This is a genomic window from Bacillus sp. FSL W7-1034 (assembly GCF_038593365.1).
In the GTDB taxonomy this organism is placed as follows: Bacteria; Bacillota; Bacilli; order Bacillales; family Bacillaceae; genus Bacillus; species Bacillus altitudinis.
The window spans coordinates 2,337,739-2,362,868 of record NZ_CP151989.1; the positions used below are offsets into that span (position 1 = coordinate 2,337,739).

Below are 25,130 nucleotides of genomic sequence, written 5' to 3' on the forward strand. Positions count from 1 at the left end.
CGCTTTATTTTTTCGCTATTATGCTGACCCAATCTTCCATTGACAGCACTTCAACAATCTCAAAACCGGCTTCTTCTAAAGCAGTTTTGACTTGTAATTTCTTTTGTCCGATAATGCCTGATGTAATAAAGTAACCGTCTTTCTTCAATAGATCATACGCTTGATCTGTAAAGCGCATGATGACCTCTGCAAGGATGTTGGCCACAATCACATCGCGTTCACCTGAAATCCCATCAAGTAAATTATTTTGTTTTACCGTTACTTGCTCGCTCACACCATTTAATTCGATGTTCTGCTTTGCACTTTCCACTGCAACGGTGTCGAGATCAAATGCATGAATGTCTTTTGCACCGAGCATTGCAGCGGCAACACTTAAAATGCCAGATCCTGTTCCAACGTCAATCACCGTGTCGTTTTCCTTCACATAGCGCTCAAGCGCCTGAATGCAAAGAACCGTTGTTGGATGTGTACCGGTTCCAAATGCCATTCCAGGGTCCATTTCGATGATCAATTCATCAGAATGAACGGGTGTGTACTCTTCCCATGTTGGGACGATGGTAAATTTCTCAGAGATTTTCACAGGATGATAGTATTTCTTCCATGCAGTCGCCCATTCTTCTTCGTTTACTTCACAAATTGACAGTGTATTTCGTCCAAGGTCAATATCGTATAGAAGAAGATTATTGATGGCTTCTTTGATCTCATCTACCGTTTCCATCAAAAAGCTATTCATCGGAAGGTAGGCTTTGACGATGACCCCTTCCTCAGGATAATCATTCGGATCGAGCTGGTAGATCTCACCGTATACATTTTCACGTTCCTTGACTAAATCAAGCGGGTCCTCAATCACGACACCACTTGCACCTGCTTCATGCAAAATATTGGTGATCGGTTCCACCGCTTCATTTGTTGTATGGACGCTTATTTCTGACCACTTCAATACTACCAACTCCTTATCCGTCTTACTCGCCTTTAAATGCGCGTTTCACCTTATCGAAAAAGCTCATTTCTTGTTCGTCCGGTTTATTTCCGCTCACTTCAGCAAATTTTCTAATGATATCTTTTTGATTTTCAGTTAAATTCGTCGGTGTTACGACGCGTACAACGATATGCTGATCGCCTTGACCATAACCGCGTACATTTTTTACACCTTTTCCTTTGAGTCTAAACTTCGTGCCCGTTTGTGTGCCCGCAGGAACTTTTAATTTGACTTTCCCATGTAATGTCGGCACTTCAATTTCATCACCTAGTGCAGCCTGCGCAAAGGTAAGCGGCATTTCGCAGTAGATGTCATCTCCATCTCGTTCGAAGAATTCATGCGCCCTCACATGGAAAACAACAAATAGATCGCCTGGAGGTCCTCCATTTACACCTGGTTCACCTTGACCAGATACTCTAAGCTGCTGACCATCGTCCACACCTGCTGGGATCGTCACATTGATTTTCTTACGCTTACGCACTTTACCAGATCCACCACATGTTGAACACTTATGTTCAATTTGTTTACCAGTTCCGCTACAGTAGTTACATACTCTGCGGTTGACTACTTTACCAAATGGCGTGGATTGCTCGACATTTAGTTGACCTGATCCGCCGCAATGTGAGCATGTCTTCGCCTGTGTTCCAGGTTTTGCACCTGATCCATGACACGTTTCACATGATTCCTCGCGGGGAATCTCGATCGTTGCTTCTTTCCCAAATGCCGCTTCTTCAAATGAAAGGGTCATTGTATATTGAAGGTCCGCTCCTTGACGCGGTGCATTTGGATCTCTTCTTCTGGCTCCGCCGCCAAAAATACTAGAGAAGATGTCATCAAATCCGCCGAAGCCGCCAAAGTCTCCTCCACCGCCAAATCCGCCGCCACCAAATCCTTGGTTTGGATCGGTGTGACCGAACTGGTCATACTGTGAACGTTTTTGATCGTCAGAAAGGGTTTCATAGGCTTCTTTTACTTCTTTGAATTTCTCATCTGAGCCAGCTTCTTTATTAATATCAGGGTGATACTTTTTTGAAAGCTTGCGGTATGCCTTTTTGATTTCGTCCTTTGAGGCGCTCTTACTCACGCCAAGCACTTCATAGTAATCACGCTTACTCATCTCTTCACACTCCCGATTTTCTCACATAAATACGATTGTATCATTTTAAATTGATCTTTTTCAATTCCTTTTCATCGTTGAAAAGAAAAAAGTCAAAGCCAAGAGATCCTGACTTTGACTTTCTGACGAGTACGTTTCAGCAGTCTTTTTCAAAAGTAAAGGTGATTATTTTTTCTCTTGATCGTCGTTTACTTCTTCGTATTCTGCATCCACTACATTGTCATCTGCTTTTTGAGCACCTTCAGCGCCTTCTTGCTGAGCTTGTGCTTGTTTTGCAGCTTCTTCATAGAGCTTTGTCGTTAGTTCTTGAACGATTGTTTGCAGCTCATCTTTTTTCGCTTTGATGTCTTCAAGCTCGCCTTTTTCGATCGCAGCTTTTAGTGCATCTTTCGCGTCGTTTGCTTTTTTCACTTGCTCTTCATCGATTTTGCCTTCAAGATCTTTTAATGTTTTTTCTGTTGTAAACACTAATTGATCTGCTTCATTGCGCACTTCGATTTCTTCTTTTTTCTTTGCATCTGCTTCAGCATTTTCTTCTGCTTCTTTGACCATTTTTTCGATCTCATCATCAGAAAGACCTGAAGAAGATTTGATTGTGATGTTTTGTTCTTTTCCAGTACCCATATCTTTCGCACGTACGTTTACGATACCGTTTTTATCGATATCAAAAGATACTTCGATTTGTGGTACGCCGCGTGGTGCTGGTGGAATGTCAGTCAATTGGAAACGACCTAATGTTTTGTTGTCTGCTGCCATTGGACGCTCACCTTGTAAGACGTGAATGTCTACAGCAGTTTGGTTGTCAGCAGCCGTTGAGAATACTTGAGATTTACTTGTTGGAATTGTTGTATTACGTTCAATCAGCTTTGTGAATACGCCGCCCATTGTTTCAATTCCTAAAGAAAGTGGTGTGACGTCAAGAAGAACAACGTCTTTGACATCTCCTGTGATAACTCCACCTTGAATTGCCGCACCAAGTGCAACCACTTCATCAGGGTTTACGCCTTTATGAGGCTCTTTACCTGTTTCTTTTTTGATTGCTTCTTGTACTGCAGGAATACGAGTTGATCCACCAACAAGGATAACTTTATCAATCTCGCTAGCAGATAGACCAGCATCTTTCAGTGATTGACGTACAGGTGTCATTGTACGCTCTACAAGTTCTGCAGAAAGCTCTTCGAATTTAGCACGCGTTAGCGTTAATTCTAGGTGAAGAGGACCTGCATCTCCAGCTGTGATAAATGGCAGTGAGATTTGTGTAGAAGATACACCAGAAAGATCTTTTTTCGCTTTTTCAGCAGCATCTTTTAAACGCTGAAGCGCCATTTTATCTTTAGAAAGATCAATGCCGTTTTCTTTTTTGAACTCAGCCACTAGATGATCGATGATGACTTGGTCAAAATCGTCTCCACCTAGACGGTTGTCCCCAGCAGTTGAGCGTACTTCAAAGACGCCGTCTCCAAGCTCAAGGACTGATACGTCAAATGTACCGCCACCAAGGTCATATACAAGGATCGTTTGATCTTCATCTGTTTTATCTAAACCATAAGCAAGTGCAGCTGCTGTTGGTTCGTTGATGATACGTTCTACTTCAAGACCAGCAATTTTACCAGCATCTTTTGTTGCTTGGCGCTCTGCATCGTTGAAGTAAGCAGGAACTGTAATAACCGCTTTTGTTACTTCTTCGCCAAGATAAGCTTCAGCGTAAGATTTAAGGTGTTGAAGGATGATTGCAGAGATTTCCTGCGGCGTGTAGTTCTTGCCCTCAACTTCTACTTTATAATCTGTACCCATATGTCTTTTAACAGACATGATGGTGTTTGGGTTTGTAATTGATTGACGTTTTGCTACTTCACCTACTTGGCGCTCTCCATTTTTAAAAGCGACAACAGATGGTGTTGTACGTGCTCCTTCAGCGTTTGCAATAACTTTTGGCTCGCCGCCTTCGAGTACTGCAACACATGAGTTTGTTGTTCCTAAGTCAATACCAATGATTTTACTCATATTCGATGACCTCCCATTATGTAGTTATTGATTTACTTTTACCATTGATGGACGAATAACTCGGTCTTTGAGTTTATAGCCCTTTTGCAATTCTTCTACAACGATGTTTGAATCGTAGCTTTCATCTTCAACTTGCATGACGGCTTGGTGAAGGTTTGGATCGAACTCTTTGCCGACAGCTTCAATTGGTTCAACGCCTTCATTTTTCAACGCTTCTACCAGCTGGCGGTAAACCATTTGCATACCTTCTAACAAACTTTTCGTCTGCTCATTGTCTGGATCGATTCCAAGCGCTCTTTCAAAGTTGTCGAGAGCTGGGAGAAGGTCGCTGACAACATGTTGAGAACGATATTTTTGCACGGTCTCCACTTCAGTTCGAGCACGGCGTTTATAGTTTTCAAAATCTGCTTGAACACGCAGAATTTTGTTTTCTTTTTCATCTAGAAGCTGCTGCAATTCATCAATCTTCTCTTGGAAGGCAGACTGTTCATCGTGCTTTACTTCCTCAGTTTCTGCTTGAACTGCTTCTTCTTGTGCTTCAACCTCTGCTGCTTGCTCAGGTGTCTGTTTTTCTTCTGACATTGTGTTCACCTCCCTCAAAAGATTCAATTATACGAAGGGGCTGTGCCCCCACCTTTTATCACCCTACTCATCATACAAATTGGAAAGTGCGTTTGACAAGTCTTTTGATACATGATGCAAAAGACTAACGACTCGCCCGTAATCCATACGGGTTGGACCAATGACAGCGATGGAGCCGAGTGATTTTTGATCAATCGCATAAGTTGCTGTGATTAAACTGCAGTTCTCCATTGCTTCCAAATTGTTTTCTGAACCGATTTTAATGGTGATTCCTTGCTGATTTGGATGAAACAGCTGCATGACATCATTCTTTTGTTCAATCAGCATCATGAGTGAACGAATACGGTCAATGTCATGAAACTCTGGCTGATTCAACATATTAATCTTCCCGCCAAAGAAAAGTTTTGATTCATTTTGTGTTGAAGTGAATGTGTTACCAAGCGCATCTAAAATATGATCATAGTCTTTTAAATGCGTACGAAGGAGCATCACTACTTCTTTATACATCCTGTCCTTCAGCTGATCCATCGGGACTCCGGCTAAGCGGCTGTTTAAAATATTCATCAGCTTCTCAATATCGGAGACATCAAGATGCTCAGAGAAGGTAATGGTTTTGTTTTCAACATGCCCGCTGTCTGTAATCATAATCGCTACTGCTTTATTAGGCTGGACAGGGACAAGCTGAATTTGCTTCAATCGATTTTCACTTAGCTTTGGACCAAGGACAATCGATGTGTAGTTTGTGAGATCTGATAAAATTTCCGCCGATTTTTGAACTGTTTTTTCCAGCTCAAAAATTTTCTCCTGAAATACTGACTGGATGAGCACAAGCTCTTTAGATGACAGTTTTCGCGGAGAGAGCAAATGATCTACATAATAACGATATCCTTTTTCGGAAGGAATTCTTCCTGATGAAGAATGGGTCTTTTCAATAAAACCGAGTTCCTCCAAATCAGCCATTTCGTTTCTAATCGTCGCAGAGCTGAATGTAATGTCTTCTTTTTTGGAAAGAGTCCTTGATCCAACTGGCTGCGCCGAACGAATAAAGTCATTAATAATGACTTGTAGAATCAAAAGCTGACGATTTGTTAACATCATCATCACCCCTGTTAGCACTCTCTTTCAACGAGTGCTAATTGTATAAACAAAATTACCAAACTCAAATTAAAATGTCAATTATAACTCACCGAGAAACGCTTGAAATACTTCATTCCCTAACAATTTTCCTTTTCTTGTTAAACGAATGCCAATCTCATCCTGTTCAATGAGACCTTTTTCTGCTAATTCTTCAAGAATGGCGGGAAAGAGTGCTTCTGGTGATGCTCCAAATTTCGCTTGAAAGTGAGCACTTTTCACGCCTTCAATTTTCCGCAAACCTAAGAACATTTCTTCTTCGATCTGTTCTGCTTTTGTCACCTGATGCGTTTCCTTATATGGAAACCCTGTTTGTTCAATGAGCTCTAAGTAATGCTTCACTGGTCCAGCGTTCACATTGCGGACGCCATCTACATACCCGTGCGCTCCTGCGCCAAAACCAAAGTAATCTTCGTTGCTCCAATAGGTGAGGTTATGCTGGCTTTCAAAACCTGGTTTGGCGTAATTGCTAATCTCATATTGTTTGAGTCCGTGCCGCTCCATTTCATCCATGACGAGCTCATACATTTCAGCCTCACGTTCTTGCGGTGGTAAATGCAGTTTCCCTTTTTGCATCAAATTGTAAAAGACCGTCTTTGGCTCGACAATCAGCGAATAAACCGAATAATGTTCTGCACCTAATGAAAAAGCGGTCTCTAGTGAATGCATGACATGATGCTTCTCTTGATGAGGCAAACCAAACATAAGATCAAGACTAATGTTGTCAAACCCAACTGCTCTTGCTCGCTCGAAAGATGTGAGAACATCTTTCTTTTGATGAACCCGTCCGATTTTTTTGAGCAGGTCATCTTCAAATGTTTGAACACCAAAGCTCAGCCGATTAACGCCTGCTGATTTTAAGACATTCAATTTCTCAAGCGATAGTTCGTCTGGGTTTGCTTCTACTGCAAACTCGATTAAGTTTTTGGTTGGTTTTAATACGCGGTGAATGCTGTCCATAAGCTGATCTAACTGGCTGGTTGTCAGTGATGTCGGGGTTCCCCCGCCAATAAAGATCGTCTTTAGTTCTTGCTCCCCTTTTTGATCGATCGTGTGCTGCATTTCTTTTTCAAGAGCGGCTAAGTATTCATCGACCGGCTGGGTTTTAATGAAAAATTTATTAAAATCACAATAGTGACAAATGTGCTCACAAAATGGAATGTGAATGTATGCTGCTTTCATTTGTTGACACCTTCTTTACAGGTAAAGAGCCGCAGTTTATCGCTGCGGCCTCTTCGTTTGTTTTCGACTATAAACGTCAAGGCGAGCATTGTAAAGCAGGTTGCCTTGAGGATGTTATTTTTTCGGTGTGCTGTCGTCCATTTTCAGCACGGCCATAAATGCTTCTTGTGGGACTTCTACAGAACCCACTTGCTTCATGCGCTTTTTCCCTTCTTTTTGCTTCTCAAGAAGCTTTCTTTTCCGGGAAATATCTCCACCATAACACTTCGCTAGTACGTTCTTGCGCATTGCTTTAATGGTAGACCGAGCAACAATCTTTTGACCGATCGCTGCCTGAACTGGTACTTCAAAGTGCTGGCGCGGAATCAGTTCTTTCAGCTTTTCTACAATGATCTTTCCGCGTTCATATGCATAATCGCGGTGAACAATAAAGGAAAGTGCGTCAATTTTTTCGCCATTAAGCATGATATCCATTTTCACTAGAGTGGATGGGCGATAGCCGATCAGCTCGTAATCAAAGGATGCATACCCTTTTGTATTGGACTTTAATTGATCAAAGAATTCGTATACGATCTCTGCCAGAGGAATTTCGTACACAATGCTCACGCGGTTTGCATCAAGATATTGCATATCAATGAAATTGCCGCGCTTTCCTTGGCAAAGCTCCATCACAGAACCAACATAATCATTTGGCACCATCATTGTTGCCTTCACGTATGGCTCTTCAATTCGCTCAATCTTTTGCGGATCAGGCAAATTGGACGGGTTATCTACAACGATTTTTTCTCCGTCTGTCATATACACATCGTAAATAACACTTGGCGCTGTCGTAATAAGGTCGATTTTAAATTCACGTTCAATCCGTTCTTGGATGATTTCCATATGAAGCATGCCAAGGAAGCCGCAGCGGAAACCGAAGCCCAGTGCTTGGGATGTCTCTGCCTCATATTGAAGTGAAGAATCGTTTAATTCAAGCTTTTCTAACGCTTCACGCAAATCGTTATATTTCGCTGTGTCAATTGGATAAAGGCCGCAGTACACCATTGGGTTCAGCTTTCTATATCCAGGTAGAGCTTCTTTCGCAGGGTTTACCGCACTTGTGATCGTATCCCCTACACGTGTATCGCCAACATTTTTAATAGCAGCTGTTAAATAGCCAACATCTCCAACAGTGAGTTCGTCTGTTGGCATTGCTTTCGGTGTAAATACGCCGACTTCAAGCACTTCAAATTCTTTGCCTGTCGCCATCATCTTGATTTTTTGACCCGGTTTGACGGTTCCTTCGACAATTCGTATGTAAGCAATGACGCCACGATACGCATCGTAGAGAGAATCAAAAATGAGGGCTTGAAGTGGTGCTTCTGGATCTCCAGCTGGTGCCGGCACCTTTTCGACGATTTGTTCTAAAATATCCTCGATCCCGATGCCCGCCTTAGCAGAGGTAAGAACAGCTTCAGATGCATCCAACCCGATGACATCTTCAATTTCTTGTCTTACACGTTCAGGTTCTGCGCTCGGCAGATCAATTTTGTTAATGATCGGCAGGATTTCTAAGTTGTTATCAAGAGCTAAATAAACGTTCGCTAGTGTCTGTGCTTCAATGCCTTGTGCTGCATCCACCACAAGAATTGCACCTTCACAGGCAGCTAGGCTTCGAGATACCTCATAGGTGAAGTCGACATGCCCTGGTGTATCAATCAGGTGCATAATATATTCTTCTCCATCCTTCGCCTGATATTTCAGCTGGACAGAGTTTAATTTGATCGTAATGCCGCGTTCACGCTCTAAGTCCATGGAATCAAGTAATTGTTCTTTCATTTCTCGTTGCGTAATCGCCGCTGTTTTTTCCAAAATACGGTCAGCCAATGTGGATTTCCCATGGTCAATATGGGCGATAATGGAGAAATTTCGAATTCTTGATTGCCGTTCTAATCGTTTTTCTTTATCTGTCACAATCTATCACTCCTACTATAAAACGCGGGTTGCGCTAGGTTAGATTATATCAATAGGGCTGTAAAGATTCAATCGAAATCAAGAAAAGCCGCTCATCGGTTAGCGGCTTTCACGAAAAGGTGTGATATCTTATGAAATAACATCCAACATGATGCTTACAACAGTTTATTTACCATTCACCCAATCATAAAGTGTACGGGCTGCATGTGTCATACCATCTGATAATGCTTTTCCAGCCTTAGAGAAGGCATTAAAGCTCTCCATTTCTTCTAGCTGCTTTTGCTTTTCTGCTAAGTCTTTTTGTGTGACAGCTGTTCCGAGGATAGAAGCTTCTTTTTCTTGATCATCATTCGTTTGGACAGTGAAGGCACCTTTTAATTGCGGATCATGATACCCTTTCATTTGCAGCATGCCATTATTGGCTTGCTGCATTCCTAAAAAGACACCAAATAGCAATACGAGCGATAAAATAATGGTTTTTCCGATAAATGAGCCCATGTCCTCCACCACCTTAAGACCGTTTTTTCTCATCCTTTGCTTTGCCGTCTACCTTTTCTGCGTCCCAGAAAATTTCACTGAACACATCAGCTGCTGCATTGGATGCGTTTTTCAGTTCTTCCATATTATTATCCACACCGCCAAATTCTAATAGGAGGGCTTTATCAGATAAATCTTGATTATAGATTCCATTATCACCAATTTCTCCTTTGGCAAACACACCGACACTAAGTCCTTTATATTTTTTCTCCATCAAATGGTGGAACTCTGTCGCCAGCTTTAAGTTTTTCTCATAGCTTTGATTCTTCTTCCCTACAACAAACGCGATTCTCGCATATTTCTTGCCTTTGATTTCTACTGTCGTATCTTTCTTTCTTCTTGAATCCCGGTGAATATCGATTAAGTAATCTAAGTCATCATTTTTAGCGAGAGCTTCTTTTACAACCAATCTGGATTCATTATACGATTGTGGGTACTTCAACCCTTTTTTCAGCAGTCTTTTTTCAATTTCTGTTTTATCCACTGTGTTGCCGATTCCTTGCTGATCGAGCGCTTTACCAAACATCTCCCCGACAAGGGTGACGTTCACTTTTGAGTGGCGCGCATTGTTTGGGTTTGTTTCTCCTTTTAAAAATGGTAAATATGATTCCGTATTATGTGTGTGATAAATGTATACAGCTTTTCGTTTTCCTGTCGACTGGTCCGGCTCTTTTGCAGGCGTTTTCGGTTCATCTTCATCAAGCTTGTCCAGCTCAGCTAGATTTGCTTCTTTTTCATCTTTGATGACTTCACTTGGAGGCGGCGATTCCATTGGCATATTCGTATAGTCTGTACCTTCACCTGCTAGGATGATTTTTGTATCAAAATGTTCAAAGCCTGGCAGCTCTCTTCCTAGAAAACTGCGGGGGTCTTCTAAATTGATACTTGTGGCAAGTTTGAGTGACAGCCCAGAGAAATGAAACCCTTTTTGATCTTCAGGGACTGCTGAGGCAAAATATTGATTTTCCATCCCCATTAGAGTTGCAAAGAATGCCCCTGACAGCTCATCTGCCACACCATATAATGATGCTTGAGGCCTAAGCTCAGGTTTTAAAGACGTCAAAGCCCCTGACATGACAAACACAACCACCAGAGAGACAATAAACAAAAAAATACTCTTCACTACTTTTGTTCCATTAATCGCAACGACCAACTGTCGAGGACGGCGAGGTCTTTTTTTCATGATTTACTCCCTCCAGCACGCTTTCTAGTAATTACACTATGAGCGAGCTAGAGAAAGTAGAACTGATTAATGATTATAGGAACCCATGTTGTCTTGAGAGATTTTTTGATGAAGTGCTGTATTTAACCCATTGGCGAGTACGTTCGCCATGTCATCAATGAATGTATCCACTTCCTTCGGTGTGACCATTAGATTTTGTCCAAGCGGTGCAAGCACTTCATGGATCAACTGTCTTTTTTCTTCTTCAGGAAGCGTTCCGACGATTCCTAAAAAGGATTGACGCGTTTCATCATCTGGCAAATCTTCTTCATTCAGCACTTTTTTCTTCCCAAATGTCAGACCCGCTGGTACTAAAGATCGGGAAGGTCTATCATCTTTCAGTTCTCTACCAAAATGCTTTAACACGTAATCAATCGTGTCACTTGCGATCGTCACTGCATCGACCACTGTCGGTACACCAATGGCAATGACTGGAATCCCCAAGGCCTCTTTGCTTAATTCTTTTCGTTTATTTCCGACACCCGATCCTGGATGTATACCTGTATCAGAAATTTGAATCGTCGTATTCACCCGTTCTACTGCGCGTGCAGCTAGTGCATCGATGGCGATCACAAAATCTGGTTTAGATCGTTCAATGACACCTTGTATAATGTCACTTGTTTCTATACCAGTCAGCCCCATGACACCAGGCGATAATGAAGACACTGGGCGATAGCCTTCCTGCACATTCTCAGGCTGTAATTCAAATAAATGGCGTGTCACCAGCAAATTCTCAACTGTGAGCGGCCCTAAAGCATCCGGCGTGACATTCCAGTTTCCGAGTCCTACGACAAGACAGCTCGCATCTGCCTGAATGCCGTGATCTTTTAAAAACTGAGCAAAATGATGGGCAAAAACTTCAACCACTTTTTCTTGCATCTCAGAGTCTTTCTCCCGAATTCCTTGCGCCTCAAGCGTCAAGTATGTCCCTGCCTTTTTTCCGGTCAACTCTTCTCCTTCTGTCGTAATCTCCACAGTGCGGATGCGGATGCCGTGCTCTTCCTTCTCCTTCTCAACAATTCCTTGAATACCGTCCTTTTTGACCACATTCGGATCGTTCTCTTGTTCTAGTATCTCTTTTGTTTCAACGGCCAAATCGGTCCGGATTTGATAAACGCTTAAATCGAGTTTCTGTTTCTCCATAAAAAGACTCCTTCCACTAAGTAATTAACAGTAGTCTTTCCATCTCTTTAAAGAAACATTCGAGCACGTCATCAATGAAAAATACTTTACATTTATATTGCATTCTAAAGGTGTGTTTGATAGAATACAATTTGTTCTATTGTGAAGATTTAACCTTAAGACAATTGTGTTTAGGTTGTATCTTAGGAGGTGAAACACATGCCAAATATTAAATCAGCGATCAAACGTACAAAAACGAATAACGAACGCCGTGCACATAACGTAACAATCAAGTCTGCGATGCGTACTGCGATTAAACAAGTTGAAGTTTCTGTAGCTAACAACGATGCTGAGCAAGCAAAAGCTGCTCTTGCTTCTGCTGCAAAACGCATTGACAAAGCCGTTAAAACTGGTCTTGTACACAAAAACGCAGCTGCGCGTTACAAATCAAGACTTGCTAAACAAGTAAACGGACTTTCTGCATAATGTTTGCAACGCCTCAGTGATGAGGCACCTGTTTAACTGTACGTCCGTCCTGAACGGCTCAGCCATAAGGACAGACTGGCAATTATACATCTAAACAAAAACGACCCTCTTTTGAGAAGGTCGTTTTTTTTATGTTCAAGCCCCTAATAACCGAAGCAGGAACAATTCTAATAATAGCTGCTTGTCCTTTTTACCCGTTTTCATTTCATAATCAATCGTGGAGAGCTCTTTGACGATGTACTTTAGCTCTTCTTCTGAAAACAGTCTTGCCTGATCCATCGCGAGTTTGACCCGAAATGGGTGGACTTTCAAGTTTGACGCAATTTGTTTTTGCCCGTATCCCTGTTGAGCAAAGTACTTTGTCTGCAATATCAACCGAAATTGATTTGAAATGAGTGCCAATATTTTAATGGGCTCCTCATTTTGCTTTAGGAGATCATAAAACATTTGCATCGCTTCAGACCGGCGCCTGTTCACAATTTGGTTAATCAGTTCGAAAATATTCTGCTCCAAACTTCGTGCAACGAGCTGATTGACATCCGCCAGCTCAATTTCCTCTCGCTGCCCAATATATGTACTTAGCTTTCGAACCTCTTGAAAAAGTGAGGACAGGCTCCCGCCACATAACATGACAAGCTGTTCTGCCGCTTCAGCCGAGATTGTTTTTCCTTCTGTTTTCACCAGCGTGATGGTGAAATCTGTTGTTTCTTTCGGATTTAACTCTTTCGCCTCAACCACAGCCGCTTTCTTTTTTAACAATTTGGTGATTTTCTTACGTTCGTCCAGTTTTTCATATGGTGCTAATAACACGAGAATCGTGTAGGGTGCTGGCTTTTCTAAATAAGCTTCTAACACAGAAAGCTGATGCTCGATCTTTTCTTTTTTCTTTTCTGCAGTGAGGAAATAAGGGTTCTTGATCACAACGAGACGCCGCTCTCCCATAAACGGAAATGTTTCTGCGTCCGTCACAGCCTGCTCAAGCGGCACCTCTTCCATATCGAAGACAGAGTAATTAAAATCCTTTGTTTCTTCGTCGACGACAGCTTGTCTCAATTTTGCAGCTGTCTCTTGAAGTAAATACGTTTCTTTTCCATATAAGCAATAAACGGGATGGATATCCCCTTTTTTTAAATTGTTCCATACTTCAAAGACCATTCGCTTAAATCCCTCTCTTTCACTTCCTCCTCTATCCTAAAGTGTGTAGAGACATTAGTAAAGAGGAAGCTGAAAGTGCCGCCTCCTCATTTATAGTAAACGTCTCACGTAAGCTCCCGGGTCAGCTTACAGTCAGACGATATTCACAAAATGATCATGAAAATGGAAAACGGTTACTTTACCTTCTAGCAATTCCAAATGAGTTCAAGTATACTAAAAATAGCCAGGAGGGATGAAAATGAATGAATTTGAAAAGAATGTTCAAAGCAAGCGGAATGATGTGACCGACTCAGCTGTTGGTTTTATCGTCACATTCGGATTTTTCGCCTCAATGTTTATTTTGGCAACAGTGATACACCTCGTTGGATCTTAACTACATGAATGCAAGATGACTGCCGTTTTGGCAGTTTTTTTATTGATTTTGTAAGATATCATATGGAGGATGAGCGTAAAATGTTCCATCCTCTTCAAGAAATTCATAGGTCACACTTCCATTGATATCTGTACGATACACCTTTGTTTGATGCTCATTTAATTTTTTCAAAACTTCTTGATGAGGATGGTGATACCGATTTCGTTCACCTGCTGAAATCAGTGCATATGACGGGTTCAAATGCTGAAGCCATTCTTCACTTGTTGATCCTTTACTCCCGTGATGCCCAACCTTCAAGACATCCGCTCGTAGCTTGGGGTAAGCTTGAATGATGTCTCGTTCCCCTTCTTGTTCAAGATCCCCAGTCAGCATAAAACGCTTGCCGCCAAGCGTAAAGGTGAGGACCAGTGAATCATTATTTTTACTCGTCACCTGGTCACGTGCGGGATGCAGAACGTCGAATTTTTGTCCTCCAATTCTCAGCTGATCCCCTCTTTCTAACTCATCTACAGGAATCCTTTGATCAGCCGCTTCCTTTAAAAGCTGCGCATCCTCTGGATTTCGAGCAAAGCCTTTTGGGATTGCAACGCGTTTGACTTTATTTCGCTTTATTAACCGCATCGCTTCTCCCATATGATCTTGATCTGCATGGGTAAGGATGAGGACATCAAGTTTTGCTATGCCTTTAGAATGCAGAAATGGAATAAGCGTTTGATCCCCAATTGTAGATACTTTACGTCTTTTTTTCCATGGCTCTTCTTCAAAAGAAAGTCTGCCTCCTGTATCGACTAATATATGCCCAGTTCGATAAGGTAGCTGAATAAACAAACTATCCCCTTGTCCTACATCTAACATTGTGACCTCTCCTCTTTGAAGAAAATTCGGCGTGAAATAGTGTACAGCCAGCACACAAACGAGAATCAAAATAGGCACAAGATAAGATTTGATAGAAGTTTTACATTCCATCACAATGAATAGAAAAACAATGGAGGAAACCTCTAGGAGCACATGCCACCATGTCGATTTCATAAAAATGAGAGTAAGACTATCGTAAGCAGCCATGTGTGCAGACAATTGATGACTAAACTGGATCACCCAATCAAGCAGCTGAAACAGTGTTTGTCCAAGCGGAAGATAAATGATAGATAAAAGAAAAAAGAATAAGGACAGAGGCAGGACAACCATTGTATAAAAAGGAACAAACATCATATTTAAAGGAACACTCAGCAAGGAAAATTGCTGAAAATAATATAAAAGAACAGGAAGCGAAGCAAGCTGTGCAATCAAGGAAATGAGGAATAACTGCATCACCGAACTTTTTGCTTTTGATAAAATACTAGTGGATAGCAAAATAAATAAGGTCACCACAAATGACAGTTGAAAACCGACATCAAATATATAAAGTGGTTGAATGGCTAATAAAAGCAAGAACGCTGCACTTAACACGACCGCAGAAGGCTGTTTCATTTCTTTTGGCAGGCTTGTGATGACTAAATAAATTCCAGCCATGAGACAGGCTCTTAACACAGACGGTGCAGCACCTGTTAAACAAGCATAAACCGGCAAAAAGGATAATAAAAGAATACGTGCTGTCTCTCTTGTCACGCCAGCGCGGAGTAGACACCAAAATAGACAAGCGAGCAATGTTTGAACATGAAGTCCTGAAATGGCTAATAAATGAATGATGCCAAGCATTTGATAATCTCTTAATGTATCAGGGTCTATTAAATCACGATCGCCAAAAATAAGTGCCTGCACAATCCCAACAGAACTCTTCGGAACGTGATCTTCTAGAAATTTCAACCCCTTCTGCCTAATAGATGAAAGGTAATGTGAAGGGCTGTCATGTTTCGTGCAGCTTTTCATAGACTGCGTTAGGAAAATAGCATCAATGCCTTTTGTTTTTAGAAATTGATCATATTGAAAGCCATTCGGTATGGTTGCATGTTTGGGCAACCGCATCTCACCTGTCATATGACAGCTCATACCTGGCCCAACATCTTTTAGCGCTTCTTTTTCACGCTCCGTTTGAATCGTATAAAATGCCGCTAGTCGACGATTCTCTGATGAAACAGTCGCTGAAAAGCGATTGCCATCTATTTTCGGAATCGTTTCAATCACAACCGAATGAGAAAATGATTTTTCTTGTACGGGATGATCCGTTTCAAAAGACTGATGCACCATAAAAATGAGCATATAGATCGTTCCACACAAACTGACCATTAGAAAGAGCTGGGGTGTTTTTTTCAGCAAACTGAAAAGAAGACATACAAGAAGAAAAAGGAGAAAATACAAATGAAGATGATATGCGGCCAGAGCAATTCCAACAGCTGCTGAAATCGCCCCGAACGGCAAATACTTAAACATAGGAAGTAAATAATTGATTCGCCTTTTCATGCATTTGACGAATTTCTGTTTCGCTACGTCCTGATTCACTTAGTTTGCCTATTAAATCCGCAACAAAGGCTAATTTTTCTTGGTTTTTTAAGTCAATAATCATCTCATCTAGTTCAACCTGTTCTGTTTGAACTCCGGCCTGTTCAAATAAATCAACAGCATATGGATGATTTTTATAATCCTTCGCATAATACACTGTTCGAATACCTGCTTGAATAATCGCTTTACAGCACTGCAAGCAAGGAAAATGCGTCACATATATTTCAGCATCAGCCGTTGGTGCACCAAATTTGGCACATTGTAAAATAGCGTTCATCTCCGCATGGATTGTACGAACGCAGTGATGATCTATGACATAGCACCCTACATCTGCACAATGCACGTCGCCGGCAATGGATCCATTATATCCACCTGCGATGATGCGCTTGTCTCTTACGATCGTTGCCCCAACAGCTAACCGCTCACAGGTGCTTCGCAAAGCAAGCAGATGGCTTTGAGCCATAAAATATTGATTCCATGAAATTCTCTCCACGAGCTGATCCCTCCAGAATGATGTATGGTATTAAGTTTACATGCCTTTCTTCTATACCGTCAATTCTACTTAACCGTCAGTTGATTTTTCAGCCGTTCAATGGTCTTCTCTCCAAAACCCGAAATATTCCGCAAATCTTCAATTTGCTGAAATACTCCATGTTCTTCTCTATACGCAATGATGGCTTCCGCTTTGGCTGGGCCTATTCCGTTAATGGTCTGCAATTCCGCTGCATCAGCTTGATTGACATTCACCCCTTGACTCTGTTCATTTCCCGGCGGCGTATTAGCCGCTGCTGTTTGTCCCTGCTTGTCACCTTCCCCCTTCTTTCGTACATAAATCATCATACTGTCCTCTAATTTTGCTGCTTGATTGATGTCAACTGTATCTGCCTTACTCGTAAAACCACCTGCTCTTTTAATCGCTTCTTCAACTCTGTCCTCAGCCATAAATGCATAAACGCCCGGCTTCCGTACAGCTCCTTTGACCTCTACTACGATGGATGTTGGCTCTTTTTCTGCACTCTCTTGTTTTTCTTCTAATGTGACCCGCGTTTCATGTTGTTCTTTCAATACACTTGGCTCGGCGCTGCCTTTCTCTTTTCCTACTAAAAAGCAGAAACAGATGATGATAAGGATGATGATGCCCGCTATCAGATAAAGACGGTATTTTTTCAACGAATTGAGCTGCTTCACTTGTTCACGCTTCTTTCAATCATATTTTCACGCTGCTTCACATAGTGTTTAGAAGATAACAGATCCTATGCGTCTAAGGAGGGAGAACGTTTGAATATAGGGTTAATCGGTACAGGAAACATGGGTACCATACTTACTGAGGCATTTATTGAATCAAAAGCAGTCAATCCCTCATCCATCACCATTACAAATCGGACCATCGAAAAAGCGTTCAATATAAAAAAGAATCACCCAGAGGTCGAAGTGACGAAACAGCTTTCAGGAGCTGTAACGGATAAAGATTTCATCTTTGTTTGTGTCAAACCACTTGATATTTATCCGCTTTTAAAAGAGCTGAGCCCACTTTTAAAAGAACAGCAAACCATTGTCATCATTACAAGTCCGGTTCATCCTGAACAGCTTCAAGACATTGTTCCTTGTCAAACAGCCAGACTGATCCCAAGCATCACCAACCGCGCATTATCAGGCGCATCACTTTTAACATTTGGTTCTTCATGCAATGTCACGACAAAAGCAGCGCTCAGACAACTCGCTTCCCGCATTTCAACACCAATAGAAATTCATCATTCAATCACACGGGCAGCCTCAGATATTGTCAGCTGCGGTCCTGCCTTTATTAGCTTTCTTGTTCAGAAAATGATTGAAGCCGCTGTTGAAGAAACGGATATTTCAAAAGAAGAAGCCACCACCTTATCAGAAGATATGCTTGTAGGACTTGGCCGTTTGATTGAAAAAAGGGTGTATACCCTGCCGACACTGCAAGAGAAGGTGTGTGTAAAAGGCGGCGTCACCGGCGAGGGCATTAAAGCACTTGAAGCAGGTGTTCAAGATATGTTCCATCAGCTTTTCCAGAACACTCATGACAAGTTCGATGAGGATGTAGAAGCGGTTGCGCATCAATACCCACCGAGTGTGTTTACTGATGATCTCAGAAATTAAACATGTTCGCAACAAGCGAAAAAAGGGTTTTAAAAAACCATCGTCCATTAAACGATGGTTTTTGGTTTCTTCGCTGAAATAAAATATCTTTCTGCACATTCCTGAGGTGCTTCATTTGTAAAATCAGCGGTCACTTCAATCTGTTCAAAGCCAGCGGACTCAAGGAACGCTGCATAAGTTTCAAAAGGAAATGTACGTTGTTCGTGCGTTTCATCATAACGCTCATACACGTCTCCGTCTTTTACAAAAAAGCTTAAATCATGAATAACCGAATATGGGTCATCCCCTTTATCACTCTGCCAAATGTAGCTGATTTCTTCATCTTGATCGGCATAAGTAGAGCCAGGAAATACCTCTTCCATTTTATAAGGGGTATGAACATCAAACAATAAAACCCCACCTGTCTCTAAAAGCTGAAACATGTTTTTAAAGGTTTTTTTGACGTCATTTTCGTTTTTTAGATAATTCAAAGAATCACAGCAAATAACCGCTGCTTGAAAAGTTTGTTCAAACCCCTCAAGCTCTCTCATATCTTGATGTAAAAATTGAATAGACTGCTTATGAGCCTGTGCTTTTTGCTGCGCAAATGCCAGCATCTCTTCACTTAGGTCAATTCCTGTGACCATGTGGCCTTTTGCAGCTAACCGAAGAGAGATTTCTCCAGTTCCACAACCAACATCGATAATGGCACTATTTGGCTTGATATACCGCTGTATCCACTGAACCCATTCATCATAAGGAGCATGTGTCATGAGCTCATCATACACACCTGCAAACCCTTGATAAATCATGAGTTAATGCCAAGCGAAAGTGTTTCTCTCGGCGCATCTCCCCAAAGCTTCTCTAAGTTATAGTATCCTCTTTCCTCTTTGTGGAACACATGAGCAATGACATCTCCTAGATCAATCAAGACCCATCTTGCTTCGTCGAAGCCTTCCATCTTTTTAACTTCGATGCCGCCTTCTTCTGCAAGTTGTTTCACTTCTCTTGCAATGGCCTGTACTTGTTTGTCAGAATTCCCGTGACAAATGAGAAAATAATCTGCAACAAGTGAGATCCCTTGCATATTCAGGGCGATAATGTCCTCTGCCCGTTTATCATCGCACGCTCCTGCTGCGATGTTTAAAATTGATGATGCATCCATCAAAATTCCTCCTTAGTTGTTCTTTTGCACAAGTGAGTTATAAGTAGCAAGTGTATCTGGGAAAACTGGCTGATTCTTTTTCATTAAAAAGCTGACGGTGTTTTTTAAAGATTGAATCAAGGCAAGGTCCAAATCCTGCTCTGCTAACTCTCTTACTTCCTCCACACCAGGAAAATGGCGTCCTGGCTCTATATAGTCGGCGACATAAATAACTTTTTCAAGCAATGTCATGTTCGGTCTGCCGGATGTATGGAATTCAATGGCTGTTAAAATATCTTGGTCGTCAATTCCAACTTCTTTTTTGACCAAATAGGCACCAACTGGGGCATGCCAAAGCTCAGATGAATATTTAAGCAATAGAGGGTTCATCTGTTCTTGCTGGATGATGCCCTTCATTTCTTCTTTCGGTCTAAATTTAGCATAATCGTGGAAAATAGCCGCGACCTCTGCTTTTTTCACATCTGCACCAAAACGTTCAGCTAATGAAATGGCCGTCTCCATTACCCCAATTGTATGTGTATATCTATGCTCTGTTAACTGCTGTTTGACACAGTTTAAAGCTTCTTCACGATTCATATAAATGATGCTCCTTTATATAACACTCAACCGCTTTCGGAATCAAATAATCAACAGGTTGCCCCTGCTTCATTCGCTGCCTAATCAATGTCGATGATACATCAAAAGCCGGAACATCTGCAAACAAAAGAGGATACGCCGTATTTCCTTCATAACCTGGTCTTTTCATCCCAATAAAGGTGATCATCTGAAGCAAATCATCGATTCTGTGCCATTTCGGCAAATACTCGACCATGTCCGCTCCAATCATAAAAAAGAACTCATCTTCAGGATGGCGCTTCTTTAACAGCTCAACCGTATCTACTGTATAAGATGGGCCCTCCCGCTCCATTTCAATAAGCTCAACTCGAAAATGAGGATTTGTCTGAATCGCTTTTTCCACCATTTTTACGCGGTGATGACTCTCTGCTCGTTTTCGGTCCGTTTTATGAGGGGGCTGGTGATTTGGGATAAACCAAATTTCATCAAGCCCTACTTGGAAACGCACCTCACTTGCCATCAGCAAATGCCCATTATGCGGGGGATCAAACGTACCGCCGAACAATCCTATTTTTTTCATATCATATCCACCTTTACGGCAGCTTAATTTGTTTATTTTCCTTTGATTCCTTATAAAGGACAATCACATTTCCGATCGTTTGAACGAGTTCAGCTTTTGCACCTTTTACAAGTGCTTTTGCAACCTCTGTTTTGTCCTCGTCGCAGTTTTGCAATACGCTAACTTTCAAAAGTTCTCTTGCTTCAAGCGCCTCGGAAATTTGCTTGACCATATTGTCATTTACCCCGCCTTTTCCAACTTGAAAAATAGGTGATAAATGATGTGCTTGCGCACGTAAAAAACGTTTTTGCTTACCTTTTAACATGGTGTTCCTCCTAATTTCTCTATGACAATTGACTTCATTTTTCGGGCGTCAGGTGTAATGCCAGTCCACAGTTCAAAGGCTCTTACCGCCTGACCAACAAACATGCCGACGCCATCGACTGTTTTCAAACCTAACCCGGCTGCTTCGCTTAGCAGCTTTGTTTCTATTGGATTATACACAATATCACAAACGACCGCTGTTTTTTTTGCGTTCGCTAAAGAAATGGGTGTTTCTTCAACATTCGGATACATACCAATCGAGGTCGTATGGATGATGACATCATATTCCCCAAGCCGCTCTTCTGCTGTATTTAATGCAATGGCACGAGAGGTGATTTTCCCATCGGCACTTTCAATTAAAGCCTCAGCTTTTTCAATGGTGCGGTTGGCGATATCAAATTGTTTCGGTGCATACTCAGCAATTGTCGTGTAAATTGCTCTTGCTGCTCCACCAGCACCAAGCAGGAGAAATGACAGCTCTGATAACGGCTGATCCAACGCTTCAAGCAATGAATGAAGAAAACCCTCTCCATCTGTATTGTACCCAACGAGCTGACCATTTTCGAGGCGAACCGTATTGACGGCACGCAGGCGTTCAGCTGTCACATCAATTTTGTCAAGGTACTGCATGATGTCTACCTTGTGCGGAACAGTGACGTTAAAGCCGCTGATTCCTAAGGCTTTCATACCGTTAATGGCATCTTTCAGGTCGTTTTCTTCTACTTGAAAGCCATGATAATGTCCATCAATTCCAGCATCCTTTAATGCTGCATTATGAATATCTGGAGACATTGAATGGCCAACAGGGTTACCGATTACTCCGTATAAAGGTTTCAAAGTCTCTCCCCCTCTGAACATTTAAATTAACGAACGTCTCATAAACACGTGCACGCCTTTTGGCGCATACACTTTGATTTGTTTCCCAGCATCATTCGCAGTCACCCAGCCTAATCCTGAAAAGACAATGTCCATTTTTGGCTGATCGATGGTGAAAGTGTGCGGAACGAGCGGCGGGAAATCTTCCATTCCCTCTTTTGATGGCGGTGAAAGCAGTTCACCTGCATGCTTTTCATATAAGTCATCTGCATTCTCCATCTTCGTTCTATGAATGTTGAGTTCATTTGGCATATAGCAAACAAAGGATGTTCTGCCGCCTTTTACATAATCAAATCGAGCCAGTCCGCCAAAGTAAAGCGTTTGAGCTTCATTTAACTGGAACGTTCTCGGTTTCAATTCTTTTTTCGGCGTTAAAATCTTTAAGTCATTTTTGCCGACATAGTGCGCCATTTGATGGCGGTTGATGATCCCCGGTGTATCGAATAAAGCAGACCCGTCATCAAGCGGAATTTCAATCGCATCAAGTGTTGTCCCTGGGTATTGGGATGTGGTGATCACATTCTCTTCTCCAGACACCTCTTTGATAATGCGGTTAATAAATGTTGATTTCCCAACATTTGTACAGCCGACAACATAGACATTTCTGCCCTCACGGTAATGATCAATGGCCTCCATAACCTCAGGCACACCTTGTCCTCTGCTCGCACTGATTAAAAACACATCAATCGGATTGAGCCCATTTTCTTTTGCTTCCCGCTTCATCCATTGAACGAGACGGTCTTTTTTCACGGATTTCGGTAAAATATCTACCTTGTTGCCGACAAGTAAAATGGGATTACCACCAACAATACGGCTCAGTCCATTAATCCAGCTTCCGTTAAAGTCAAAAATATCAACGACCTTGACGATCAGAGAATCAGTCTCGCCAATGCTGTGTAAAATATTTAAAAAGTCGTCTTCTGTTAAAGATACATCCTGAATTTCATTGTAGTTCTTTAACCTAAAACAGCGCTGACAGATCACATCTTCTTTCAATAGAGATGCTGCCGGCGCATATCCTAATTGATCTTTATCTTCCGTCTGAATGGCTACACCGCAGCCAATACAAACAACCTTTTCCATTATTACTCTTCCTCCCACTGAATGTGGCCCTTACGCTTTAAGGCTCCTAAAATTCTACGTTCAATCTGCCTGTTAAACTTCGTGAAAAATCCGTCCGATGCCGCAACAGGTACAACCAAAATGGTATGGAAGCCATGCCTGTTTCCGCCAAGCACATCTGTCATAAGCTGATCGCCAATGACAACCACATCTTCTTTCTTCAATTGCATATCAGCGACGGCCTTATTAAAGGCTCTTCCCATCGGTTTTCTCGCTTTATAAATAAACGGGATATGAACCGGCTCAGAAAAAAGCTTGACCCTTTTTTCATTATTGTTCGATACAATCGTCACCTGTATCCCGTGATCTTTCATCTCTTGAAACCATTCAATTAAACGCGGGGTCGCACTTGGACGATCCCATTCTACTAGTGTGTTATCTAAATCCGTAATAATTCCTTTTACATTTCGTTCTTTTAGTTTTTGCGGCGAAATGTGGAAAATACTTTTCACAAATTCATCCGGTAAGAAATACTTCTTTAGCACAATTTGCACCCTTTCTTCCATTGGTTTTTCAGCGATTGTGTCGAATCAAATCACAATTTGTCTGTCTATCGAATACAATGAAAAAGTTTTCGACATATGATGAGGACCTTCAACAGGTGTGGATAATTTTACACACATTATCCACCTATATTTCATCACGCTTTCATTCAATTATAAACACTCTACCCACAAGTTATCCACTTAACCATGTGGATAACAGAACGATTGTTCTTGTTTCCCATTCATGGTAGATTAAAGGTACTTCAAAGACATTCGATCAACCTATGATGATATGTCTTTTCCTCAAGTTTTATGCCAACTTTTTCAGGGGAGGTGTTTTTCCCATCATATGGGTTTCTAGTATGAAAAAGCTGTCAGATGATTTACTTATAGAATCGTATTATAAAGCAAATGAAATGAACTTAAATCGCGACTTCATTGAATTAATTGAGACAGAAATGAAAAGACGTTCGCTCGGGCATATGCTCTCTGTTTCCTCTTAATTCCATATATCCAGGAACCATGCCTCCCGAGCACTCTCCTTTTTTAAACTCAGGTGACTGATATTATATCACTTGCGCTATAGGCTTACTACTATTTTCCGTAAAAAACACCCCTTCTGATCAAAGAAGAGGTGTCTTATTTGCAAGGCTGTTCATTCCAAAACCATAACCCTCCACCTACGACCAAAATGACGACAAGGAACACAACAAGAAAAGCGTAACCGATTCCTGCTCCTTGAGCTGGATAAGGCGAACACGCAGGGTAAGGATAAGGACATCCCCACATATCAGTTACCTCCTTCTAAGAAGATATACTGTTAGACTATGCTGGATGGATCGTCTTGTTTAGGCAGATGGCCTGCTTTTAAAAATGTTTAATGACATCACGCTCTTTGATTTCGTTATAAATGATTCTTGCCCCTTTTGGTGTCATATGATTGCCAGAAGGGTCAATGAGGCCAGACTGAATCAAGGCGTTGTCACTATCTTCACCTGCTTCTCGGATGAACGCTTTCCAATTGTCGACAAGCGGCACTTGCTGTTTTTCAGCTACTTGTCTTGTGATGTCATTGTATGAGTTTTGCCAAGCTCTCGCCCCGCCTCTCTCAGCAAAATAAGATGACTTATATCTAGAATAATAATACAAGCCCTTTTTGCCTCCTTCCACCACAGGCACGCACGTCATGAGGATCGGGGTAATTCCCTCTTTCCTACTTTCAGAAATGAAGTAGGATAAGTTTTCTTTAAATCGTTTTTTGGTCACACGGGGATGTTTCCCGTCTAGAATCGCCGCATCATTTGTACCGAACATGATGAGGACGTAAGTTGGTTTTTGTTTTAAAATATCCTGCTCAAAGCGAAGCTTCGCATCTTCTGTTGTCTGCCCGCCAATTCCGGCATTCTGTACCTTGATTTGGCCGCGCTCGACGTTTTTCATGAGATTCACCCATTTTTCAGATGTGGGATAATCTCGAAAATCCCAGTTCGATCCTCTTGTGTTACTGTCACCAAATGCAATCACACTTTCCTGCGCCTGCTTCGAGCATCCAGCAGCAACACATAACAGAATGAAAAGGAAAACAAATTTCTTCACAACATTCACCTCCAAAAGCCCTCTTCATATAGTAAACGACAAGACTTTTGGTTTCAATGA

28 protein-coding genes are annotated in these 25,130 nt (G+C 41.7%); 4 read left to right on the plus strand and 24 right to left on the minus strand.

Annotation, left to right across the window (positions count from 1 at the left end; all coding sequences use genetic code 11):
- Window positions 1–4: 4 nt before the first annotated feature.
- The 10 genes from prmA to gpr form a co-directional block, all read right to left on the minus strand.
- Window positions 5–940: a 50S ribosomal protein L11 methyltransferase gene (gene prmA, locus NST73_RS12050; protein ID WP_017358022.1), complete on the minus strand. Its 936-nt coding sequence runs from the start codon at window positions 938–940 to the stop codon at window positions 5–7.
- Between the two features lie 22 nt (window positions 941–962).
- Window positions 963–2,096, minus strand: coding sequence for a molecular chaperone DnaJ (gene dnaJ, locus NST73_RS12055; protein WP_217966985.1), 1,134 nt, complete (start codon window positions 2,094–2,096; stop codon window positions 963–965).
- Between the two features lie 165 nt (window positions 2,097–2,261).
- Entirely contained in the window at window positions 2,262–4,100 is a 1,839-nt protein-coding gene (gene dnaK, locus NST73_RS12060) for a molecular chaperone DnaK (protein WP_282900826.1), read from the minus strand.
- A 24-nt stretch (window positions 4,101–4,124) separates the two neighbouring features.
- Window positions 4,125–4,682, minus strand: coding sequence for a nucleotide exchange factor GrpE (grpE, locus tag NST73_RS12065; RefSeq protein WP_096881636.1), 558 nt, complete (start codon window positions 4,680–4,682; stop codon window positions 4,125–4,127).
- A gap of 63 nt (window positions 4,683–4,745) precedes the next feature.
- A complete protein-coding gene (gene hrcA, locus NST73_RS12070) occupies window positions 4,746–5,777 on the minus strand; it encodes a heat-inducible transcriptional repressor HrcA (RefSeq protein ID WP_008342473.1) in 1,032 nt (343 codons plus the stop codon).
- Window positions 5,778–5,858: 81 nt separating this feature from the next.
- Complete coding sequence (hemW, locus tag NST73_RS12075; protein ID WP_035390855.1) at window positions 5,859–6,998, minus strand: radical SAM family heme chaperone HemW; 1,140 nt, start codon at window positions 6,996–6,998, stop codon at window positions 5,859–5,861.
- 114 nt (window positions 6,999–7,112) lie between these two features.
- The gene (lepA, locus tag NST73_RS12080; RefSeq protein ID WP_008342476.1) at window positions 7,113–8,951 is read right to left on the minus strand and encodes a translation elongation factor 4; all 1,839 of its coding nucleotides are present in this window, start codon (window positions 8,949–8,951) and stop codon (window positions 7,113–7,115) included.
- Window positions 8,952–9,116: 165 nt separating this feature from the next.
- Window positions 9,117–9,449 carry a YqxA family protein gene (locus tag NST73_RS12085; RefSeq protein WP_017358024.1) on the minus strand — a complete coding sequence of 111 codons (333 nt, stop codon included), beginning with the start codon at window positions 9,447–9,449 and terminating at the stop codon, window positions 9,117–9,119.
- A gap of 13 nt (window positions 9,450–9,462) precedes the next feature.
- Window positions 9,463–10,671 (minus strand): stage II sporulation protein P, encoded by a 1,209-nt coding sequence (locus NST73_RS12090; protein WP_007501337.1) that lies wholly within the window; start codon window positions 10,669–10,671, stop codon window positions 9,463–9,465.
- 66 nt (window positions 10,672–10,737) lie between these two features.
- Window positions 10,738–11,853 carry a GPR endopeptidase gene (gene gpr, locus NST73_RS12095; RefSeq protein ID WP_342499111.1) on the minus strand — a complete coding sequence of 372 codons (1,116 nt, stop codon included), beginning with the start codon at window positions 11,851–11,853 and terminating at the stop codon, window positions 10,738–10,740.
- 198 nt (window positions 11,854–12,051) lie between these two features.
- Between gpr and rpsT the strand changes: the two genes are divergently transcribed.
- Window positions 12,052–12,318: a 30S ribosomal protein S20 gene (gene rpsT / locus NST73_RS12100; protein WP_024423042.1), complete on the plus strand. Its 267-nt coding sequence runs from the start codon at window positions 12,052–12,054 to the stop codon at window positions 12,316–12,318.
- Window positions 12,319–12,453: 135 nt separating this feature from the next.
- Here rpsT and holA read toward each other — a convergent pair whose 3' ends face one another.
- A complete protein-coding gene (gene holA, locus NST73_RS12105; protein WP_017358025.1) occupies window positions 12,454–13,473 on the minus strand; it encodes a DNA polymerase III subunit delta in 1,020 nt (339 codons plus the stop codon).
- Between the two features lie 238 nt (window positions 13,474–13,711).
- On the opposite strand from holA, the gene NST73_RS12110 reads away from it, so the two are divergent.
- A complete protein-coding gene (locus NST73_RS12110) occupies window positions 13,712–13,846 on the plus strand; it encodes a YqzM family protein (RefSeq protein ID WP_008342491.1) in 135 nt (44 codons plus the stop codon).
- Between the two features lie 39 nt (window positions 13,847–13,885).
- Here NST73_RS12110 and NST73_RS12115 read toward each other — a convergent pair whose 3' ends face one another.
- The 3 genes from NST73_RS12115 to NST73_RS12125 form a co-directional block, all read right to left on the minus strand.
- Entirely contained in the window at window positions 13,886–16,213 is a 2,328-nt protein-coding gene (locus NST73_RS12115; RefSeq protein ID WP_342499560.1) for a DNA internalization-related competence protein ComEC/Rec2, read from the minus strand.
- Entirely contained in the window at window positions 16,206–16,775 is a 570-nt protein-coding gene (locus NST73_RS12120) for a ComE operon protein 2 (RefSeq protein WP_008342495.1), read from the minus strand. The genes NST73_RS12115 and NST73_RS12120 overlap by 8 nt, the downstream gene beginning before the upstream one ends.
- A 65-nt stretch (window positions 16,776–16,840) precedes the next feature.
- Window positions 16,841–17,470, minus strand: a complete 630-nt coding sequence (locus NST73_RS12125; RefSeq protein ID WP_144679309.1) for a ComEA family DNA-binding protein — start codon at window positions 17,468–17,470, stop codon at window positions 16,841–16,843.
- A 90-nt stretch (window positions 17,471–17,560) separates the two neighbouring features.
- Here NST73_RS12125 and comER point away from each other — a divergent pair, with 90 nt between their 5' ends.
- Entirely contained in the window at window positions 17,561–18,409 is an 849-nt protein-coding gene (gene comER, locus NST73_RS12130) for a late competence protein ComER (protein ID WP_008342498.1), read from the plus strand.
- A 47-nt stretch (window positions 18,410–18,456) separates the two neighbouring features.
- Here comER and NST73_RS12135 read toward each other — a convergent pair whose 3' ends face one another.
- From NST73_RS12135 to NST73_RS12170, 8 genes are read right to left on the minus strand one after another with little or no spacing between them, the layout of a single operon-like run.
- Window positions 18,457–19,200, minus strand: a complete 744-nt coding sequence (locus NST73_RS12135; RefSeq protein WP_144668045.1) for a class I SAM-dependent methyltransferase — start codon at window positions 19,198–19,200, stop codon at window positions 18,457–18,459.
- Complete coding sequence (gene rsfS, locus NST73_RS12140) at window positions 19,197–19,553, minus strand: ribosome silencing factor (protein ID WP_342499112.1); 357 nt, start codon at window positions 19,551–19,553, stop codon at window positions 19,197–19,199. The genes NST73_RS12135 and rsfS overlap by 4 nt, the downstream gene beginning before the upstream one ends.
- Window positions 19,554–19,565: 12 nt before the next feature.
- A complete protein-coding gene (gene yqeK / locus NST73_RS12145; RefSeq protein ID WP_058336622.1) occupies window positions 19,566–20,129 on the minus strand; it encodes a bis(5'-nucleosyl)-tetraphosphatase (symmetrical) YqeK in 564 nt (187 codons plus the stop codon).
- Window positions 20,119–20,688: a nicotinate-nucleotide adenylyltransferase gene (locus tag NST73_RS12150; RefSeq protein WP_160757513.1), complete on the minus strand. Its 570-nt coding sequence runs from the start codon at window positions 20,686–20,688 to the stop codon at window positions 20,119–20,121. Before NST73_RS12150 ends, yqeK begins: the two co-directional genes overlap by 11 nt.
- A gap of 13 nt (window positions 20,689–20,701) precedes the next feature.
- Entirely contained in the window at window positions 20,702–20,992 is a 291-nt protein-coding gene (gene yhbY, locus NST73_RS12155; protein WP_008342507.1) for a ribosome assembly RNA-binding protein YhbY, read from the minus strand.
- Window positions 20,986–21,828: a shikimate dehydrogenase gene (aroE, locus tag NST73_RS12160; protein ID WP_047945491.1), complete on the minus strand. Its 843-nt coding sequence runs from the start codon at window positions 21,826–21,828 to the stop codon at window positions 20,986–20,988. The genes yhbY and aroE overlap by 7 nt, the downstream gene beginning before the upstream one ends.
- A gap of 21 nt (window positions 21,829–21,849) precedes the next feature.
- The gene (yqeH, locus tag NST73_RS12165) at window positions 21,850–22,950 is read right to left on the minus strand and encodes a ribosome biogenesis GTPase YqeH (RefSeq protein WP_007501357.1); all 1,101 of its coding nucleotides are present in this window, start codon (window positions 22,948–22,950) and stop codon (window positions 21,850–21,852) included.
- 2 nt (window positions 22,951–22,952) lie between these two features.
- Complete coding sequence (locus NST73_RS12170; RefSeq protein ID WP_008356191.1) at window positions 22,953–23,474, minus strand: YqeG family HAD IIIA-type phosphatase; 522 nt, start codon at window positions 23,472–23,474, stop codon at window positions 22,953–22,955.
- Between the two features lie 362 nt (window positions 23,475–23,836).
- Here NST73_RS12170 and NST73_RS12175 point away from each other — a divergent pair, with 362 nt between their 5' ends.
- Window positions 23,837–23,977, plus strand: a complete 141-nt coding sequence (locus NST73_RS12175) for a sporulation histidine kinase inhibitor Sda (protein ID WP_003217327.1) — start codon at window positions 23,837–23,839, stop codon at window positions 23,975–23,977.
- 136 nt (window positions 23,978–24,113) lie between these two features.
- Here NST73_RS12175 and NST73_RS12180 read toward each other — a convergent pair whose 3' ends face one another.
- Both NST73_RS12180 and NST73_RS12185 read right to left on the minus strand, forming a co-directional pair.
- Window positions 24,114–24,263, minus strand: coding sequence for a hypothetical protein (locus tag NST73_RS12180; protein WP_003217499.1), 150 nt, complete (start codon window positions 24,261–24,263; stop codon window positions 24,114–24,116).
- Between the two features lie 78 nt (window positions 24,264–24,341).
- A complete protein-coding gene (locus tag NST73_RS12185) occupies window positions 24,342–25,070 on the minus strand; it encodes a GDSL-type esterase/lipase family protein (protein ID WP_225310445.1) in 729 nt (242 codons plus the stop codon).
- Window positions 25,071–25,130: the final 60 nt, after the last annotated feature.